This window comes from Bacillus ectoiniformans, assembly GCF_016908875.1.
GTDB lineage: Bacteria > Bacillota > Bacilli > Bacillales > Domibacillaceae > Bacillus_BX > Bacillus_BX ectoiniformans.
Map to the genome: position 1 here is coordinate 86,626 of NZ_JAFBES010000007.1, position 17,478 is coordinate 104,103.

The window sequence follows — 17,478 nt, forward strand, 5'->3', positions numbered from 1 at the left end:
TTTAAAACAAAGTTGATTTCACCCCCCTATTAACAAAACCTCCCAATTACCTAAAAATCTGCAGATTGATTTTACTGGCGCATTACGTAATAATGAAACTTGGAAACAGATACCCTCTTATTTAATAGAGGGTGTTTTTTGTTACGAGCTTTGTAATGATGAGGTGAATCTATTGCTCTTTAATTCATTTGAATTTATTTTCTTATTCTTACCGATTGTGCTGGTCGTCTATTTTATTTTGGCAGGGAAACACAAGCATCACTTGTCAATCTTCTGGCTTGTTGCTGCTTCGCTTTTCTTCTATTCCTGGTGGAATCCGATTTACTCAATTTTGATCATAGGCTCGATGGCATTTAACTACGGAATCGGAAAGTGGATGAACCGGATCGAGGATGAACCTTTCCGGAAGAAGCTGCTGATCTTCGGAATTGTTGGGAATGTAGGGTTACTTGGTTATTTTAAATATGCGGACTTTTTCATCAAAAATATAAACTTTGCATTTGATGCGAATATTTCTTTGCTTCATTTGATGCTTCCGCTGGCGATCAGCTTCTTTACTTTCCAGCAGATTGCTTATTTAGTAGATACGTATCGCCACGAAACGAAGGAGTATAATTTCCTTACCTATTCTCTGTTTGTGACGTTTTTCCCGCAATTGATTGCCGGACCGATTGTGCATCATAAGGAGATGATGCCGCAGTTCGCAGCAGATGATAACAAGCGATTAAACATTGAAAACGTCGCTTTAGGCTGTTACATATTCATCATCGGTTTAGCGAAAAAAGTGGCGATCGCAGACACGATGGCGATCTGGGCTAATGACGGGTTTCAAAGCTACACGGCTTTAACAAGTGCGGAGGCGTGGATTACGTCGCTTGCTTACACGATGCAGCTGTACTTTGATTTTAGCGGATACTGTGACATGGCAATTGGTATTGCTTTATTGTTTAACATTAAACTGCCTATCAACTTCAACTCTCCTTATAAATCGAGAAACATTCAGGATTTTTGGAGAAGGTGGCATATGACGCTTGGCCGCTTTTTAACGCAGTATATTTACATTCCGCTTGGAGGAAATCGCAAAGGGGAAATGCGCACGTACTTTAACATTTTCGCGATCTTTGCCATCAGCGGTTTCTGGCACGGCGCCGGCTGGACATTTATCATTTGGGGTGTCATGCATGGGGTGGCCTCAATTATCTGCCGGGCATGGGGCAAGTTAAACATTCAGCTGCCTTACCTCGTTTCTTGGTTTATTACTTTTCAATTTGTTAATGTGGCCTGGGTATTCTTTCGTGCCGAAACGGTGGGGCAAGCAGTTGTCATATTGAAAAAAATGTTTATATTTGATTTCTCCTCAGTAACTCAGCTGGCACAGAAGCCGTTGCCGTTTCAAACAGCGACTTCCTTTGATTTCGGCTGGTTTACAATGAATGATCCTATTGTTGTGCTGCTCTTTATCGGATTCTTTTTATTCATGTCATTTGTTTATAAAAACTCAATTGAAATGCTTGAAGGATTTCAGCCGAAATGGACGACAGTGGCCTGGGCACAGCTGGCGATTCTATTCGTGCTGATCAGTGTATTCTATCTTCATAAAAACAGTGAGTTTTTGTACTTTAATTTCTAAACAGTGAAATGAGGAGGGACATGTCCGTTAAGGGCTTTACGATATGAAAAATTATAAAAAATGGTTAGTGAAATTATTAATTTCAAACGCCCTGATCGTTTTGCCCGTAGCGGTAGCGGTCATGGGATTTAATTATTACATCGATCCGCTGTGGAACTTCAATCACAAAAATGATTGGAACGATTACCAGGCGGGATTCGACGAGCGGCAGCAAAAAACGAATTACATTGTCAACCGGCCCTTTGATTATGACTCACTATTAATGGGGACGAGCCGTGTCACTTATATGGATCAGCACGAATTTCAAAAGGATAAAGTGTTTAATTATTCATTAAGTTCACTCCATATTGACGAATACCAGCCGTATGTGGATTTTGCTAAAAAGCAAAACGGTAAAGCATTCGATAAAATTTATATGGAGTTATATTTTGAATCCTTTAATGGTGAAGTGAAGAACTTGCTTGGAAGTCCTGACACGTACTTTGAAGAAGCAGAAAGTCCATTTTACAAATATACTTCGCTGTTTTCTTACAGTACGCTGCAAAAGTCGCTGGATAACAAAAAATATTCAGAAGAGAATTCGTTTCCGGGGCCGCGTAGTTATAACCGGGAAAATGTCGCAGCCACATCGATGACGAACGACCGGCTGCCGGTATTGCTGGACCGGTACAAAAAACACTTTGCAGATAATCAGTTTAAGGGAACATATCCTTATGATGAGAAGTATAAAGAGAAGTTAGCAGCTCTTAAAAAAGCTAATCCGTCTTCAGAGTTTATCGTGTTTACTGATCCGATCCCAGTCGAACGTATGAAGATAGTCTTAAATAATCCGGTTTATTGGGAAGCCTATGAACGGTGGTACCGGGAAATGACGGATGTGTACGGAACAGTGTACAGCTTTCAAAACGTCAGCGAATATACAGCCAACCGGAAATATTGGTTTGACTGGTTTCATTATTATCCGGCGGTGGGTGATTTGATGATTGCCGAGCTGGAAGGCCGGGAGAATGGATCTGATTTTTGCGTCAAAGTGACGAAGGAAAATGTCGATCAATATTTAACTCAATTGAAAGCCGATTTGGCAGAGTAAGAAGGTGCAAGCCTGCGGATGCAAGTCATCCGCAGGTTTTGTTGTATTTTCAGAGATTGAGCCGAAATTAGTTTGATGATGAAGCGAAAACACTGTATGCTAGGAAAAGAATAATCTGGAGGGGATTTTTGTCATGAGTGCTCTTGAAAGCATGAAAGTCCTTATTATTGTACCGGCCTATAACGAAGCGGACGTCATACAAAAGACAATTGATAAACTAGTAAAATTAAAAAATACGGTTCCATCGATTGATATTTGTATTGTTAATGACGGATCAATGGATGAAACAGCCGAGATTATACGGATGAATCGTGAAGTGATCCTGCTCGACTTGCCGATTAATTTAGGCATTGGCGGTGCGGTTCAGTCAGGATATAAATATGCGGAACAGAACGGCTATGATATCGCGGTTCAATTTGATGCGGATGGTCAGCATAGCGAAAGTGATTTACTGGCGGTGCTTGAGCCGATCGCTTTAAATCAATGTGATATGTGCATCGGGTCGCGATTCGTGCAGCGAACGGATTACAGCGGCAGTTTATCGCGGCGGATCGGGATTTACTATTTTCAGTTATTGCTATTTTTGCTGACGAAAAAGAAGTATACAGATGCAACGTCGGGGTATCGGGCCATCAATCGGAATGTCATTGAACTATTTGCCAATGATTATCCACGTGATTATCCGGAGCCGGAAGTGATTTTATATCTTCACCGCAAAAAACTTAGAATCAAAGAAATCTCCGTTCATATGAATCAGAGACAGGGAGGCGCTTCATCGATCACGCCATTCCGCTCGATCTATTATATGATGAAAGTCACTCTTTCCATTTTAATGCAAAAACTAATAAAGGAGTAAAGAAATGAAAATTACTTTACTTTCTTTTATTATTGTCGTGCTATTATTTTTGTTAGTGATTGAGTCAGTCAGAAGGGGAGTCCTTGAAACAAAGTATTCTCTTTTATGGGTAATCACTTGTTTGTTTATGGCCATTCTCAGCTTAAATGAGGGAATCATTAATAAGCTCGCTGACTTTGCTGGAGTCTATTATCCGCCGTCATTGCTCTTTTTGTTCGGGTTGCTATTTGCTATTTTACTTATTTTTGATTTAACACGGCGGGTATCTAAGTTAAGCAAGGAGTTGGCTAGTCTCGTACAGGAACACGCAATTTTAAAAGAAAAGCTAGAAAAGAAGGATCAATTAAAATGATATATGGATTATTGTTCTTAAATATTATTTGTCTTGTCACTGGGCAATTGCTGTGGAAAACAGCCGTCTCTGATATTACAGAATGGAATGCTCAATCGGCATTATCTGTATTGTTTTCTCCCTACTTCTTAGGGGGCGCTTTTTTGTATGTGGCAGCTACGGCATTGTGGCTGGTGATTTTATCGAAGCTGCCATTGAGTATTGCTTATCCAAGTCAAAGCCTCAGTTATGTAATTGGAGCGGTTCTTGCACTGATCATTTTTAAAGAAGCGGTTTCGCCCGCTCAATGGACGGGGATGGCACTGATTTTGTTAGGAGTGGTTTTCATTGCGAAGTAAATGGTTGAGTGTCAAAGGAATGGAACTGAAACAGCATGTTCCTTTTCTTGTGCTGCTTGGGTTATATCTGATCGTTCAGCTGTATTTCCTCGTTTCTCATCCAGGTTCGATTTATAATGAGCCGGAACGTGTCGGGGAAGGGATCGCTACATACGGGTCAAGAGATGCTTCGCTTTATGCCAAAATGGCTTGGCAGCTTCTGCATGAAGGAATATACGCTTACAATGAGGAACAGTCGAATGCTTATGTGACGTATGGCCAGCCGTTTTATTTAGCGGGTATTTTTCAAGTGGCGGAATGGCTGAATACGAATCACCTCATGCTGTACCGTTTAAGCAACATGGTATTGAACACGCTGGTCGTTGTGCTTACTTATGTGATTGGAATGAAATTATTTAACAGCCGGACAGTGAGCTTCTTCGGAGCGCTATTGTATTGTACATATATCGCGCCATATCATTATTTTCGCGCGGCGCTGACAGAAATCCCTTCCTTATTTTTATTTATGCTGACGATTTTTATCTTTATATTGGCACTGGAAAAGAAGACGTATCGCTATCATATTCTCTTTGGTCTAGTTGCCTCCTTGCTCCTCATGTTTAGGGCCACACCAGCTCCGATTCTGCTGTTTGCCTGGGGAATCATGCTTGTGAGGACTGGCTTTAAAGAAAGTGTGAAAATCGGCTTCATCTGGTGTGTTGGTCCATTAGTATTGATGACGCCTTGGGTTGTCCGGAATTTCTTGATGTTCGGTGAAGCGTATTTATTCTCTTCACATGCAGGAAGCCCATTGCTTCTCGGGACCCGGCCGTTTTTCTTGGAAGGGGAGGCGGAAGTCGTTCAGCAGGCGAAAGCGCTCGGACTCAGTCTTGAGGACTACGGAAAGCAGCGAATTGCCGAAGGATTTTCTACGGACTTCATTCTTTATTTCTCTTGGTTTACGGTTGGGAAAACGATGTGGCTGTTTATGACCACGCAGCTGATGCCTGATGGGCTAGGACCGTACATCAATGATTTTTCAAAAACTGTTTTTGAGTTTTTTAAATGGCATAATGTCTTTACAGCAGCATCTGGACTTCTTTTTGCCTTTTTGTTTAGAAAGCATCGGCCGCTCACGTACTTGTCGATTGTCTTATTGATTTATATTTTCTTTTCGAATATCTTTTTGGCGATCCCTAGGTATGGGTTTATTGTCTATCCGATCGTTTGCTTAATCGCAGCTTATGGATGGGTGTATATCTATCGTTCGGCAAAAAAATCGATAAAATACCATAAAAATCCCCAACATCCTGTTTCTTCCTGATAGAATAGAAAGAAAAAAGGAGGAACCTGGATGAAATATGTAACTAAAACCGCTTTTGCTATGCTGGTCTGTCTCCTGTTTGCTTTTTCTGTAAACAATGAGGCAGAGGCATCAGGAGCGGTTTATTTTAAAGTGGTGAAAGAGGAACTGCCTTTTTATTCGAATGAGACAGGTAAGCTTGAACAAAAAGGTACGCTGTTAAAGGATATGGTGTTAAAAGCGGAAAGGTCGTACGGAGCTAACTGGTATGAAATTAAAGTCGGCGGCCAAATGCGGTATGTGGCTAAGTATGGTACTGTCGTTTCGACATCAGGACCAAGCTTTACACAAGGAAAGACTGCTTCAAAAGTGGCCTTAAATGTAGAAGCGTCCGTTCTTGAAAATGTGAACGGCAAGCTTGTGCCTGTAGGGCGTCTAGCAAAAGGAGAGCAAGTCGAATCGGCTAGTCTTCCAAGTGCGAACTGGTTTGTCATTTCATTTGCAGGCAAAAAAGGATACATCTATAAAACGAATGTGACGTCTTTACCGATGCCTCGTGATGTTGTCAATCCTTATCAAAACTACTCCTATGAGCAAATGGTGAAGGATATTCAGACGCTGAAAATGATCTATCCTGATTTAATTGATTACAAGACGATTGGGCGTTCAGTGGATGGACGAGATATTTATGCAGTGAAAATAGGAAAAGGAAAAGTCGAGATGACGGGGAATGGCTCGCACCATGCAAGGGAGCATATTACAACCAACTTAGTTATGGAAATGCTTGACCAATATGCACTGGCTTATCACAATAATACAAACATCTCATCTTATAGCGTTCGAAAGCAGTTAAATGCAGTCACGATGTGGTTTGTGCCAATGGTGAATCCTGACGGGGTGACGCTTGTGCAAAAAGGTCATCGTTCGGCGAAGAACCCATCTTATGTGGTGAAATTAAACAACGGCAGCACGAATTTTAATGCCTGGAAAGCGAATATTCGCGGGGTTGATTTAAATAGACAATATCCTGCCAACTGGGCAAATATTGTAGGAGACCCAGGACGTCCGGGGCCTCGTAATTATAAGGGTCCATCTGCTTTCAGTGAGCCTGAAACACAAGCGATGCGTGATTTCACACGTTCTCATCGATTTGAATCAGAGTTTGCATTCCATAGTTCAGGTCAAATTCTGTATTGGCATTATAAACAAACTGGTGCTTTGCTTTCAGAAAGTATTATGTTAGCTAAAAAGATTTCCAGGATGACAGGCTACCAAATGGTACCTGCTAAAAGCAATCCGAGCGGCGGTGGCTACACGGACTGGTTTATAGAGGAATTTAAGAGACCAGGCTTTACGCCAGAAGTTTCCCCATATGTAGGTGATCGTCCGGTGCCGATTTCCAATTTTAATGACATTTGGAGACAGAACAAAGCGATTATGCTGATGGTCGCTGATCATGTTTCTTAACTATTTAGTTAGTGAGGATAAGTGACTGTATGAATTCTATATTTTGTAACATTTAATAAAAGTAGATTTATAAAACAAAAAACTACTTTCTAGTTCAAAAGCCTTGTCTATTAAAATAGACAAGGCTTTTGATTTGATGTAAAAGATCTAAAAATGTAGAAATAAGTCACTAATAGAGGAAAAATAACCCTATATTATTACAGTAATATTATAAAAATATTACTTTGTGACAATCGTAGAGAAATTGGCAAATATTTGTTACACTACTAATGAATATTTTACCTGGGAAGGAAGGGAATCTCTATCATGTCAAAAGGCCTCAGACTTCTGGCTTTTCTGTTTGCGTTTCTTGGAATGATTTCATTTTCATTAAATAATGCGCAAGCAGCAAGTTTCTCCGACGTATCTAACCACTGGGCACAGAAAGAAATAGAATTCTTGTATAATAAAGGAGTTATTAGCGGGTATGGAGACGGCAGCAAAGCGGTTTTTAACCCTGAAAATACAGTAACTCGAGCACAAGCAGCGAAGATGATTGTGCTGGCCAAAGGGAAAAAAGAAGTAAAAGTGACTCGTGCATCTTTCGGGGATGTATCAACAGGACATTGGGCATCTGGATGGGTTGAATCAGCGATTAAAGAAGGATACTTCAATGGCTACGAGAAAGAAAATAAATTTTACCCAGATCGCGTTCTGACACGCGCTCAGATGAGTAAAGTGATTGCTCATGCGTTTAATATGAATGCAGAAGCGGCAAGCAGCAAGCCGGCACCGTTTGCGGACAGTAAGACAAGCTGGGCAGCAAGCTACATTAAAACACTTTACTATGCGGGTGTAACGACAGGAAGCAACGGTCAGTTCAAACCGGAAACAAATATTAATCGCGGACAATTTGCAACGTTCCTAAGCCGTGCGTTAAGCGAACAATTCAGAGTAACACCGAAACCGGTGGAGGAAGCTCCTACAGCTCCGGCAAAACCAGCACCGACTCCAACACCTGAACCAGCACCAACAACGTATATGGCCACTGGTAAAGCAACTGTTTCTGCTCTTAATATGAGATCACAAGCAAATTCTTCCTCCACGATCCTTGCACGTTTAAATCGTGGTGATCAAGTGAAAGTCTACTCTATTTCAGGATACTGGGCAAAAGTAAACTTTAATGGAAAAGTAGGTTATATTCACAAGACATATTTAAAGCTAAAAAGTACATCAACTAGTCCGTTAAAAGATCGTCTCATTGTAGTCGACGCAGGCCATGGCGGGAAAGATCCAGGTGCCGTGAAAAATGGTGCTCAAGAAAAAATCGTTGCGCTAGAAGTCGCTAAGCGTGTACAAACGAAGCTTCAAAATGACGGAGCGAAAGTATTGATGACTCGCGTCTCAGATACGTACCCTACTTTGTCGGATCGTGTGAACTTTGCTAAGAGCCATTATGGTGAATTGTTTATCAGCATTCACTTTAATGCCGCAGGCTCATCTGCAGCTAAAGGCGCAGAAACATTCTACAACTCGGATAATGTCAACAGTGTAGAAAGTAAAGAATTAGCAGTCGAAATTCAAAAACAGCTAGTTTCAATGACGAATATGTACGATCGTGGCGTGAAAGATGGCAACTTCCACGTCATCAGAGAACAAAGCATGCCAAGTGTTCTTGTAGAACTTGGTTTCATCACAAACGCTGATGATTATAAAAAACTGACTTCTCCATACTACTGGAATCTATATGCTGAAGCTGTATATCGTGGTACTAAGGCATACTATTCCCGTTAATTATGAAACTCAAACCTCAGCTTGAAAAAAAGCTGAGGTTTTTTTTATAGAATAAGAATTACATAGTCCAAGGCTTAAAACAAAATTCGGTTCTTGTTTTTATATGGTTTGAAAAATTGTTATAATGAATGTATGTTTTTGAAACGTGTGATGAATTTTGTAGGAAAGATAATAGGTGTGTACGAATGAAAATTGGAATTGTTGGCAATTATGGCCATGACAATAATGGCGATGAAGCGATTCTGCAAGGAATTCTCCATCAGCTGCAAGTGTATATGAATGTATCTAAACAAGACATTGTAATTTTTAGCAATAATCCGGACAATACAGTCGCTCGCTATGGAATGACTTCTGTTCCGCTTTTGAAGAAAACTGGCTCCTTCGCAAGCTCCGTTTTTCAAACGCTGAAAAGTCATAGAAAAGTGGTCAAGGAGCTGGATTATTTAATTATTGGCGGCGGCGGAATATTAATGGATATGTATAAGCGGGATGCTCCTTTATATAGCAGTCTGGCTTTTCTTGCGAGACAATATAAATGCCAAACGATTGTTTATGGTGTGGGGGCAGGCCCGATTCAAACGAAGCTCGGCCGTTTTTTAATTAAGAATATGACACAGTCAGCGCGATTGGTCGCTGTTAGAGATGAGAAATCTAAATCGTTAATCGAAAGCTTAGGCATCAACCAGCCGGTTCACATGATAGCTGATCCTGCTTTCACATTGAAATATGATGGCAAGAAAGAGCTAACCGATGCCCCGTTAAAGATCGGGGTGACCGCCGTTCCGTATTTCAGCAAGAATTATTGGCCGGTTAGTGATGAATCTGTCTATCAAGAGTATGTGTCAGGTATGGCGAAAAACATCGATTATCTATTAGATCACCATCCGGCTCATATTTATTTTTATTCGACAAAATATCCGCAGGACATTGATGTAACAGAGGATATCTATCGAGAAATGGTTCATAAAGATAAAGTGACCATTTATAAAGATAATTTACCGCCTGATCAACTGGTTAATATGGCGGGAGAGATGGATTTGCTGATCGGCACTAGGCTTCATTCGCTTATTTTAGCGGTGGCAGCAGGAACGCCTGTTATCGGGGTAAGCTATCATCCAAAAGTGGCGGCTTTTATGGAAAGCACGAAGCAAGCTTCATTTTTAGTAGACATTCCGAAGCTTTCCGATCATACTCGCTTTTATGAGATCCTTCAAAGCGAAATGGATCGCGGGTGGAAGAAAAGGCAGCTGGATCTGTTTGATTTATCCGATCAAATGAGAGAGGAAGCGCTGAAAGGTGTCACGCTGCTGAAATCAGTCATGGAACAGGAGCTTTCTTAATGAATCAAAAAGATATTTTAGTGATTTCAAATATGTATCCGACAGACAAACATAAGAGCTTTGGCATCTTCGTGAAAAATCAGGTAGAAGCGCTGAGCAGGACTGGGCTGAATGTAGATGTAATGGCCATTAACGATCCGGAGAGCGGCAAGGCAAAAGTCCTGAAGAAGTACTTGATGTGGCTTTTCGCGACTGCTGCCAATCTGCTCTCTAAAGGAAAGAAATATGATGTGGTTCATGCGCACTATGTGTTCCCGAGCGGTGCTTTAGGGCTGATGTACAAGAAGCTTTGGAAAACGAAGCTTGTCGTTACAGCACACGGGGGCGACATTGATAAAATGGCTCGCAAAAACGCCCGTTTGTTTCAATGGACGAAAAAAATTCTGCAAGAGGCGGACGAAGTGATTGCGGTCGGTACAGAGTTAGAGGAAACCATCCGCACAGAATTTAATGTTCCTGCTGAAAAGATCAGCCTGTTAAATATGGGGGTCGACCGCACCGTTTTTGCCCCTCAAGATGCTAGTCAGGCGAAAGCGAAGCTGGGCTTGCCTAAAGACGAAAACGTGTTATTATTTACAGGAAATGTGATTCGGCAAAAGGGAGTCAAAGAGTTGATCGAAGCAGTGGGCTTGTTAAAGTCGGCTGGAGAATCAGCTAAACTATACATTATCGGGCCGGCGAAGGATCGCGCATTTTATCAAGAGCTGAAAGCGGATATTGCGAAATTCGGCTTGGAGGATCAAGTGGAATTTGCCGGAGTAAAGCCTCAAAAAGAAGTGGCGCTCTGGATGGCTGTAGCGGATGTATTCGTTCTGCCTTCTCATATTGAAGGGTTTGGATTAGTGGCGCTTGAAGCGATGTCGTGCGAAACACCGGTGCTCGGAACAAGTGTCGGCGGGTTAAAGCACTTGCTTGCAGGCGATTCTGGATGTATGGTAAGAGTACAAAATGCCGATGATATAAAAAAAGGAATTCAGAAAATCCTTTCAGATGAGGATTATCGCTCGCTTTTAATCAATAACGGCATACATAAGGCAGAGGAAAATGATCAAAAGTATATCATTGAGAAACTTTTAACATTATATTTTCCTACTGGAGGGTAGGATATGAAAGAAAAAAAGAAAAAAGTATTATTTATTTCATCATTAGGCGGCCACTTAACGCAGCTCTTGCAGCTAAAGCCGCTTTTTGATAAATATGATTACCATATCATCACTGAAAAATCGATTATCACCGAGGAGCTAAGCAAAGAATATCCGATGTCTTTCCTCGTATACGGAGCACGCAACTATCCGGTTCGATATTTATTTAAGTTCAGTGTGAACGTGATGAAATCACTTTATTTCTTCTTTAAAGTCCGTCCAGATGTGATCGTGACCACAGGGGCGCATACATCTGTGCCCATGTGCTATATTGCGAAGCTGTTTGGGAAGAAAGTAATCTTTATTGAAAGCTTCGCAAAAACGAGTACACCTACGCTTTCAGGAAGAATGGTTTATCCCATTGCTGACTTGTTCATCGTTCAGTGGGAAGCAATGAAGAAGCATTATCCGAAAGCTGTATATGGAGGGTCGATCTATTGATTTTCATTGTACTTGGGACACATGAGCTGCCATTTCAGCGTCTGCTGAAGGTGGTGGAAGAAGAAATTAAAGCTGGAAATATCACGTCTGATGTGATGGTTCAGTCGGGTCATACTTCATATGAATCGGAGCATATGAAGCTTATTCCCTTTATGACCTATCACGAAATGGAAGCTTATTATCAAAAAGCCGATTATATTATTACCCATGGAGGCACGGGCTCGATTACAACTGCTGTAAAAATGGGGAAGAAGCTGATTGCGATCCCGCGCCTGCATAAATACGGCGAACATAATGATGACCATCAGCTCGAAATTGTGAGGCAGTTTACAGAATCCGGGCATATTCTTTCTTGGAACGAGGATGGCCCGTTTTCGGATGTGATTCGCCAAATTTCTTCGTTTCATCCGGCTCCATTTGTGAGCGGGAGGAAAAAGATTTTATCGATTATCGAAGACTTCATTGCTCATGAAGGCAAACGGAATTAGGGGAATCATTCGTGAAAAAAACATCTCTATTAGCTATTATCGGCGGAGTAGCCGTCATTAATTTATTATCAAGGCTTCTCGGATTTTTTCGGGAAGTCATCATTGGATATCATTTCGGGACAACCATGGCGGCTGACAGCATTATTGCGGCGTACACGATCCCGAACTTTTTATACATTACCGCAGGTGGAGCGATGACGACCGCCTTTATCAGTCTGTATATTAAAGCAAACCGTAATCAGCAGGAAAGCTTAACGAGGGTCATTTTCACCCACAGCTTCCTGTTTTTTTCGTTCATCAGTTTAGCTTTCTTCCTGTTTCCAAAATTCTGGATGGGGCTGTTCTTTCAGGGACTTGAACCGAAACAGCTTTCACAAACGGCCGAGCTATTTAGAATCATGGGGCTCAGCACAGTGTTTCTGGTGCTTTCGATGTTTTTATCAGGTCTATTAAACTCTCATCGGCAATATCGTGACTCCGCGTGGGCGCCGTTTTTAAATAACTTTATATTTATCGCAGCTGCGGTTGTGCTGTTTCCTTTAGCAGGAATTGAGGCTTACGCAACCGGAGCGTTAATCGGAGCGTTAGGCATGTTTGGCTTGCTGGTGTATGCGGTGAGAAAATATGAGTTGTTTTCTTTCTCTTTTCAATGGAAGATAGAAGACAGCGATTTGATGCGGCGATATTTAAAGATTGCACTGCCAATTTTTTTCGGTGGGGCGACGCTGCAGTTTTATTTTCTCGTGCACCGATTTTTCGCGTCGTATTTGAATGAAGGGGTGCTTGCTGCGATCAACTATGCGTCTAAGCTTGTACAGCTTCCGCAAACGATCTTAATGACGGCGGTTACCACGGTGATATACCCATTGATTTCTAAGAAAATTGCTGATAATGACCGGCCGGGGTTAATGAATATGTACACGAGCGGCATCTCATCCATGCTGTTTCTGATGGCTCCGGCCACCGTTTATATCATGTTCTTCTCAGAAGAGATCATTCAGCTGATTTTTGAATATGGATCATTCGATGCAAGTTCAACGAAGATGACGAGCCAACTTTTAGTTATTTTCGCGCTAGGAATGTTTGCCCATAGCGGCAATGTGTATGTGACGAGGTTTTTCTATGCACAAGAACGGGCAATGCTGCCTGTGATTTCAGGAATCATAGCGGTATTTGGCGTGAATATCGGACTGGTTCTCTTGTTTATTGAAGAGGCAGGTGCGGCTGCTATTGCTTGGGGTACAACCGCTGCTGCTTACTTTCAATTAGCATTGTTAATGGCCGCGAGCCAGAGAATTCTTGGATTGAAGCTGAAGAGTCGAATGGCAATCGGCAAAATCATCTTAGCCACGCTGCTCCTAGCGTTGATCGGCTACATTCTAAAAGACTGGTTAGCCGGCATACCCCTTGCTTGGTTTCGAGCAGTCTCAGGCGGCATTGTATTAGCGGCTGTATACCTGATCCTTGCGGTTGTGTTAAAAATGGAGGAGATCGAAAAGATTCCAGGACTGCGGCGTTTCAAGCGGAATAATTAATTCAACAAGGGCTGTGTAGACAGCTCTTTTTTGGTTTTTATACGTAAGTAAAGGGAATATATAAACGGAAGATACTTCGTGTTATTTCTTCAAAAAATAACGTTTTGCCTCTAATAATTAGCAATAATATCCTTTAAGCTATTCTTTTTTTTAAAAGGTGTGGTAAGATGATATTGATATTCAGGCAGTATTTTAAGTTAGAATTGACTATTTCCAAATGAATGGGGGCTGTGATATAATCCACTTTGGCAGGACTTAAAGATTGAATGTACTATTGAATTGATATAGATGGCATGTTTTGTTTGAAATAAGGAGGGTACGCATGCTCATTTTGACCTCGATCGTCTGTTTTATTTGTTCGATTTTAATGACACCTTTAGTAAAGAAATTCGCCTTTAAAATTGGCGCTACCGATAAACCAAACCACAGAAAAGTGCACCAAAGAATTATGCCGCGTCTCGGCGGATTGGCTATCTTCATCAGTTTCTTAGTGGGAACAATGATTATTCGTCCGGACGAGCCTTACACATGGGCAGTGGTGGCAGGGAGTTTTGTTATTATTTTAACCGGAATGTTTGATGACATGATGGAACTTTCTCCTAAGCTGAAATTGCTTGGACAGATCGTTGCCGCGTTAATTGTCATTATCGTCGGAGACGTCCAAATTGAATTCATCAACTTGCCTTTTGGAGGCACTATTGAATTCGGCTACTTAAGCATTCCGTTAACGCTTCTATGGATCGTCGGCATTACGAACGCCATCAACTTAATTGATGGATTAGATGGGCTGGCAGCCGGTGTATCTTCCATTGCCTTACTAACAATGGCAGGCATGGCTTTAATGATGGGCAACGGATTCGTAGTCGTGATGGCGTCGATCTTGTTGTTCAGTACATTAGGATTCTTAGTTTACAATTTCCATCCGGCAAAGATTTTCATGGGAGACACAGGTGCTCTATTCCTAGGGTTCATGATTTCCGTCTTCTCCTTGCTCGGATTCAAAAACATTACCGTGATCTCACTGATTATCCCAATTATCATTCTGGGTGTGCCGATTGCTGATACGTTCTTTGCGATTATCCGCAGGAAAGTCAACAAGCAGCCGCTCTCAGCGCCAGACAAGTCGCATTTGCACCACTGCTTGCTGCGCATGGGATTCTCGCATAAACAAACAGTTTTAATCATCTATGCGATTGCCTCGCTTTTCGGCTTAGCAGCCTTGATCTTCTCGCAAGCCAAAGTATGGGGAGCTATTCTAGTAATCGGTGTGATTATCCTAGCTATCGAAATTTTCGTTGAAAGCATTGGATTAGTCAATAAAAATTATCAGCCTTTGTTGAAATTGATCACAAAAGGCGCCAAAAACCGCTGAGGATGAGTCCTCGGCGGTTTTTTTGCGGTTTTATAAGGATGTGGAGCACTTTATAGTAGTCTAGGCAGTGGTTATTAGTGGGGGTTCTATCAGCGAATACGGGGGTTCTATCAGCGGATATGGAGATTCTATCAGCGACTTTGGGCAATATATCGGCAACTTTGAAGATATATCAGCGACTTTGGGCAATATATCAGCAACTTCGAGGATATATCGGCAACTTTGAGTAATATATCAGCAACTAGGGTATTTTCGCGCCCGCGACTTCAGTGAAAGAACCCCATGCCGTTCGTACCGCTCAAACGATTTCGCGTCAACCACAACAAAACCCACGCCAAGGCGCGGGTTCAATTTTATTCATCGTCAGCGGCATAATCCTCTTCAGAGCTGCTGTCGTCGTTGTATGAAATATCTAACTGACGTTTCAATTTTCGTTTAATGACTTCAAGTTCTGTTTCGTCCAGCTCATAAATATAAGCGCCAGATGATGGGTCGCGAGCATCTTCACCAGCAAGACTTAAGCTTTCCGTTTTAAGGTTGCCTGATGAACCGTAGTTAACGAGCGCCTTCATTTCGTTGAAGGTCATGTTCGTTCTCATGTTGGAACCAATGGCTTCAACTACATCATCATACTTAGCAATCGAGTTGACGGATACGGCTTTTTTAATGACGGCTTGCAGGATTTCCTGCTGGCGTTTTCCTCGTTCGATGTCGTTGTCTTTTTTACGTGTGCGAGCAAGAGCAAGTGCCTCTTCACCGTTTAACTCTTGGACACCTGGATCTAATTTAATCGCATTGCTGCGGTCTTTTGAATCTTTCTCATTTAACTTATAAGGCACGTCCACTTCAATTCCGTCAACAGCTTCGACCACATCGATAAATGCATGGAAGTTCATGCGGACATAGTAGTCGATTGGAATATCAAGTAATTCTTCAACCGTTTCAATGGTCACTTTTGGTCCGCCATAAGCATGGGCATGAGTAATTTTTGTTTTATAGTCTACTTCAGGTACATACACGTAGGAGTCACGCGGAATACTCAATAATTTAATTGATTTTTCTTTAATATTTAACGTGGCAACCATTAAGGCGTCGGTTCTGGTATCATCACCAAAGTCGCGAACCTCACTGTCATCAATTCCCATTAATAGGATAGAAATGTTATCCTTAGATGGGTGGACGGCACTGTCGCGGAGGTCTGACTTAGAACGGCCATCGTCTTCATATGAATCGGAGAAAACGGTCTCGGCTTTTTTATATAAGTAAGCCCCATATCCAGCAGCAGTAAAAGCAATAAATACTAGTGGCAAAATTAAAAAGAACGCAATCAGGCGTTTCCGCTTCTTTCTTTTGCGTCTTTGCGTACGCTGTCTTTCAGATGACATTAACATTTAGCTCCTTTAAAGAGATAATTAAACCAGTTACAACCGGTTTTTTAGCTGATAAGCTATCCCTCATTCTACTACGAAAAGTGCGTTTCGTAAATTTAATTTTTTGACATTTTTTCAAATTTGTCTATACATCTATTTCTTGATATAGAAGTTCACCAGCAGTTATTTCAGCTTGCCCATTCGTCATTTCGGTCATCCAGTCGGAAAAGGCATCTATTTGGTTTTCGAGTACGAACACTTCAACATTTACCGTATCAAGGTAATGAATCTCTTTTAATCCATAAACGGATGAACGCAGTTCGTTTTCAATTTTTCCGAGCCACGTATAATCAATTTGGACAGTCATGGTTCGTGTGAGCTGCCGTTTTACGATGCCAGCCGCTGTAATACCTTCCGTTGCTGATTTCCCGTAAGCACGAATCAGTCCCCCAGCTCCAAGCTTAATTCCGCCAAAGTAGCGGGTGACGACAACAGTGGTATCTTTTAAATCCCGTTTTTTTAACACTTCAAGAATCGGAAGTCCAGCCGTTCCGCTTGGTTCTCCGTCATCATTGGCTTTTTGAATATGGTTTGTTTCACCAATCATATAGGCGGAGCAGTTGTGGTTGGCATTCCAATGCTCTTTTTTAATAGCAGCAATAAATTCCTGTGCTTCCTGTTCTGTTTCTGTGCGTTTTACATGGGCAATAAATCGCGATTTTTGGATAATGATTTCATGTACACTAGGGCCTTTTACTGTATAGTATTGAGGCAACAAATGAATTCCTCCTCAACCAATCATCTATGAAAAAGTTACTTTTGAATGGGTTTATTTTTTTCAAAAAAGGGTATTTACAACTCTTATCATATATAAATTTTTACCGGGTGGAAAGTAATATGTAAACTCTGGTTATAAAAGAAACATTTTTTAATCAAATAGTAATTGAACTTTAATGTTCGACAAAAGCTGACATGATATAATATGTCAGGATAGACCTGGCA

Annotated in this window: 16 protein-coding genes; 14 read left to right on the forward strand and 2 right to left on the reverse strand. The window is 41.5% G+C overall.

The features are described 5' to 3' along the window. Window positions 1–172 precede the first annotated feature (172 nt). The 14 genes from JOC78_RS11115 to JOC78_RS11180 all read left to right on the forward strand — a co-directional run bounded on the left by JOC78_RS11115 (window position 173) and on the right by JOC78_RS11180 (window position 15,106). Window positions 173–1,630, forward strand: coding sequence for an MBOAT family O-acyltransferase (locus tag JOC78_RS11115; RefSeq protein ID WP_204555726.1), 1,458 nt, complete (start codon window positions 173–175; stop codon window positions 1,628–1,630). A 43-nt stretch (window positions 1,631–1,673) separates the two neighbouring features. Beyond that, on the forward strand, window positions 1,674–2,720 hold the full coding sequence (locus JOC78_RS11120; protein ID WP_204555728.1) for a hypothetical protein: 1,047 nt from the start codon (window positions 1,674–1,676) through the stop codon (window positions 2,718–2,720). Between the two features lie 133 nt (window positions 2,721–2,853). Then, window positions 2,854–3,576: a glycosyltransferase family 2 protein gene (locus tag JOC78_RS11125; RefSeq protein WP_239587123.1), complete on the forward strand. Its 723-nt coding sequence runs from the start codon at window positions 2,854–2,856 to the stop codon at window positions 3,574–3,576. A 4-nt stretch (window positions 3,577–3,580) separates the two neighbouring features. Then, entirely contained in the window at window positions 3,581–3,928 is a 348-nt protein-coding gene (locus tag JOC78_RS11130; protein ID WP_204555730.1) for a DUF2304 domain-containing protein, read from the forward strand. Beyond that, window positions 3,925–4,266 carry an EamA family transporter gene (locus JOC78_RS11135; protein WP_204555732.1) on the forward strand — a complete coding sequence of 114 codons (342 nt, stop codon included), beginning with the start codon at window positions 3,925–3,927 and terminating at the stop codon, window positions 4,264–4,266. Before JOC78_RS11130 ends, JOC78_RS11135 begins: the two co-directional genes overlap by 4 nt. Beyond that, window positions 4,256–5,569 (forward strand): glycosyltransferase family 39 protein, encoded by a 1,314-nt coding sequence (locus JOC78_RS11140; protein WP_239587124.1) that lies wholly within the window; start codon window positions 4,256–4,258, stop codon window positions 5,567–5,569. Before JOC78_RS11135 ends, JOC78_RS11140 begins: the two co-directional genes overlap by 11 nt. 30 nt (window positions 5,570–5,599) lie before the next feature. Then, window positions 5,600–7,015, forward strand: a complete 1,416-nt coding sequence (locus JOC78_RS11145; RefSeq protein ID WP_204555735.1) for a M14 family metallopeptidase — start codon at window positions 5,600–5,602, stop codon at window positions 7,013–7,015. 306 nt (window positions 7,016–7,321) lie between these two features. Next, entirely contained in the window at window positions 7,322–8,788 is a 1,467-nt protein-coding gene (locus tag JOC78_RS11150; protein WP_204555738.1) for an N-acetylmuramoyl-L-alanine amidase, read from the forward strand. A 185-nt stretch (window positions 8,789–8,973) separates the two neighbouring features. After that, window positions 8,974–10,128, forward strand: coding sequence for a polysaccharide pyruvyl transferase family protein (locus JOC78_RS11155; RefSeq protein WP_204555743.1), 1,155 nt, complete (start codon window positions 8,974–8,976; stop codon window positions 10,126–10,128). Beyond that, window positions 10,128–11,231 (forward strand): glycosyltransferase, encoded by a 1,104-nt coding sequence (locus JOC78_RS11160; RefSeq protein ID WP_239587125.1) that lies wholly within the window; start codon window positions 10,128–10,130, stop codon window positions 11,229–11,231. The genes JOC78_RS11155 and JOC78_RS11160 overlap by 1 nt, the downstream gene beginning before the upstream one ends. Before the next feature lie 3 nt (window positions 11,232–11,234). After that, window positions 11,235–11,711 (forward strand): PssD/Cps14F family polysaccharide biosynthesis glycosyltransferase, encoded by a 477-nt coding sequence (gene pssD, locus JOC78_RS11165; RefSeq protein WP_204555745.1) that lies wholly within the window; start codon window positions 11,235–11,237, stop codon window positions 11,709–11,711. Further along, window positions 11,708–12,199, forward strand: coding sequence for a PssE/Cps14G family polysaccharide biosynthesis glycosyltransferase (pssE, locus tag JOC78_RS11170; RefSeq protein ID WP_204555747.1), 492 nt, complete (start codon window positions 11,708–11,710; stop codon window positions 12,197–12,199). Before pssD ends, pssE begins: the two co-directional genes overlap by 4 nt. An 11-nt stretch (window positions 12,200–12,210) precedes the next feature. Beyond that, complete coding sequence (gene murJ, locus JOC78_RS11175; RefSeq protein WP_204555749.1) at window positions 12,211–13,734, forward strand: murein biosynthesis integral membrane protein MurJ; 1,524 nt, start codon at window positions 12,211–12,213, stop codon at window positions 13,732–13,734. A 322-nt stretch (window positions 13,735–14,056) separates the two neighbouring features. Then, complete coding sequence (locus JOC78_RS11180; protein WP_204555751.1) at window positions 14,057–15,106, forward strand: glycosyltransferase family 4 protein; 1,050 nt, start codon at window positions 14,057–14,059, stop codon at window positions 15,104–15,106. A gap of 353 nt (window positions 15,107–15,459) precedes the next feature. Here JOC78_RS11180 and JOC78_RS11185 read toward each other — a convergent pair whose 3' ends face one another. Both JOC78_RS11185 and JOC78_RS11190 read right to left on the reverse strand, forming a co-directional pair. Then, the gene (locus tag JOC78_RS11185) at window positions 15,460–16,491 is read right to left on the reverse strand and encodes an LCP family protein (RefSeq protein ID WP_204555754.1); all 1,032 of its coding nucleotides are present in this window, start codon (window positions 16,489–16,491) and stop codon (window positions 15,460–15,462) included. Between the two features lie 130 nt (window positions 16,492–16,621). Then, complete coding sequence (locus JOC78_RS11190) at window positions 16,622–17,254, reverse strand: YigZ family protein (RefSeq protein ID WP_204555757.1); 633 nt, start codon at window positions 17,252–17,254, stop codon at window positions 16,622–16,624. Between the last annotated feature and the right edge of the window lie 224 nt (window positions 17,255–17,478).

Bases quoted from the DNA above. Each gene is read 5' to 3' on its own strand.
- pssD (WP_204555745.1), top strand. From the start codon at position 11,235: ATGAAAGAAAAAAAGAAAAAAGTATTATTTATTTCATCATTAGGCGGC.
- JOC78_RS11150 (WP_204555738.1), top strand. From the start codon at position 7,322: ATGTCAAAAGGCCTCAGACTTCTGGCTTTTCTGTTTGCGTTTCTTGGA.
- JOC78_RS11120 (WP_204555728.1), top strand. From the start codon at position 1,674: ATGAAAAATTATAAAAAATGGTTAGTGAAATTATTAATTTCAAACGCC.
- JOC78_RS11180 (WP_204555751.1), top strand. From the start codon at position 14,057: ATGCTCATTTTGACCTCGATCGTCTGTTTTATTTGTTCGATTTTAATG.
- JOC78_RS11130 (WP_204555730.1), top strand. From the start codon at position 3,581: ATGAAAATTACTTTACTTTCTTTTATTATTGTCGTGCTATTATTTTTG.
- JOC78_RS11125 (WP_239587123.1), top strand. From the start codon at position 2,854: ATGAGTGCTCTTGAAAGCATGAAAGTCCTTATTATTGTACCGGCCTAT.
- JOC78_RS11185 (WP_204555754.1), bottom strand. From the start codon at position 16,491: ATGTCATCTGAAAGACAGCGTACGCAAAGACGCAAAAGAAAGAAGCGG.
- JOC78_RS11160 (WP_239587125.1), top strand. From the start codon at position 10,128: ATGAATCAAAAAGATATTTTAGTGATTTCAAATATGTATCCGACAGAC.
- JOC78_RS11135 (WP_204555732.1), top strand. From the start codon at position 3,925: ATGATATATGGATTATTGTTCTTAAATATTATTTGTCTTGTCACTGGG.
- JOC78_RS11145 (WP_204555735.1), top strand. From the start codon at position 5,600: ATGAAATATGTAACTAAAACCGCTTTTGCTATGCTGGTCTGTCTCCTG.
- JOC78_RS11155 (WP_204555743.1), top strand. From the start codon at position 8,974: ATGAAAATTGGAATTGTTGGCAATTATGGCCATGACAATAATGGCGAT.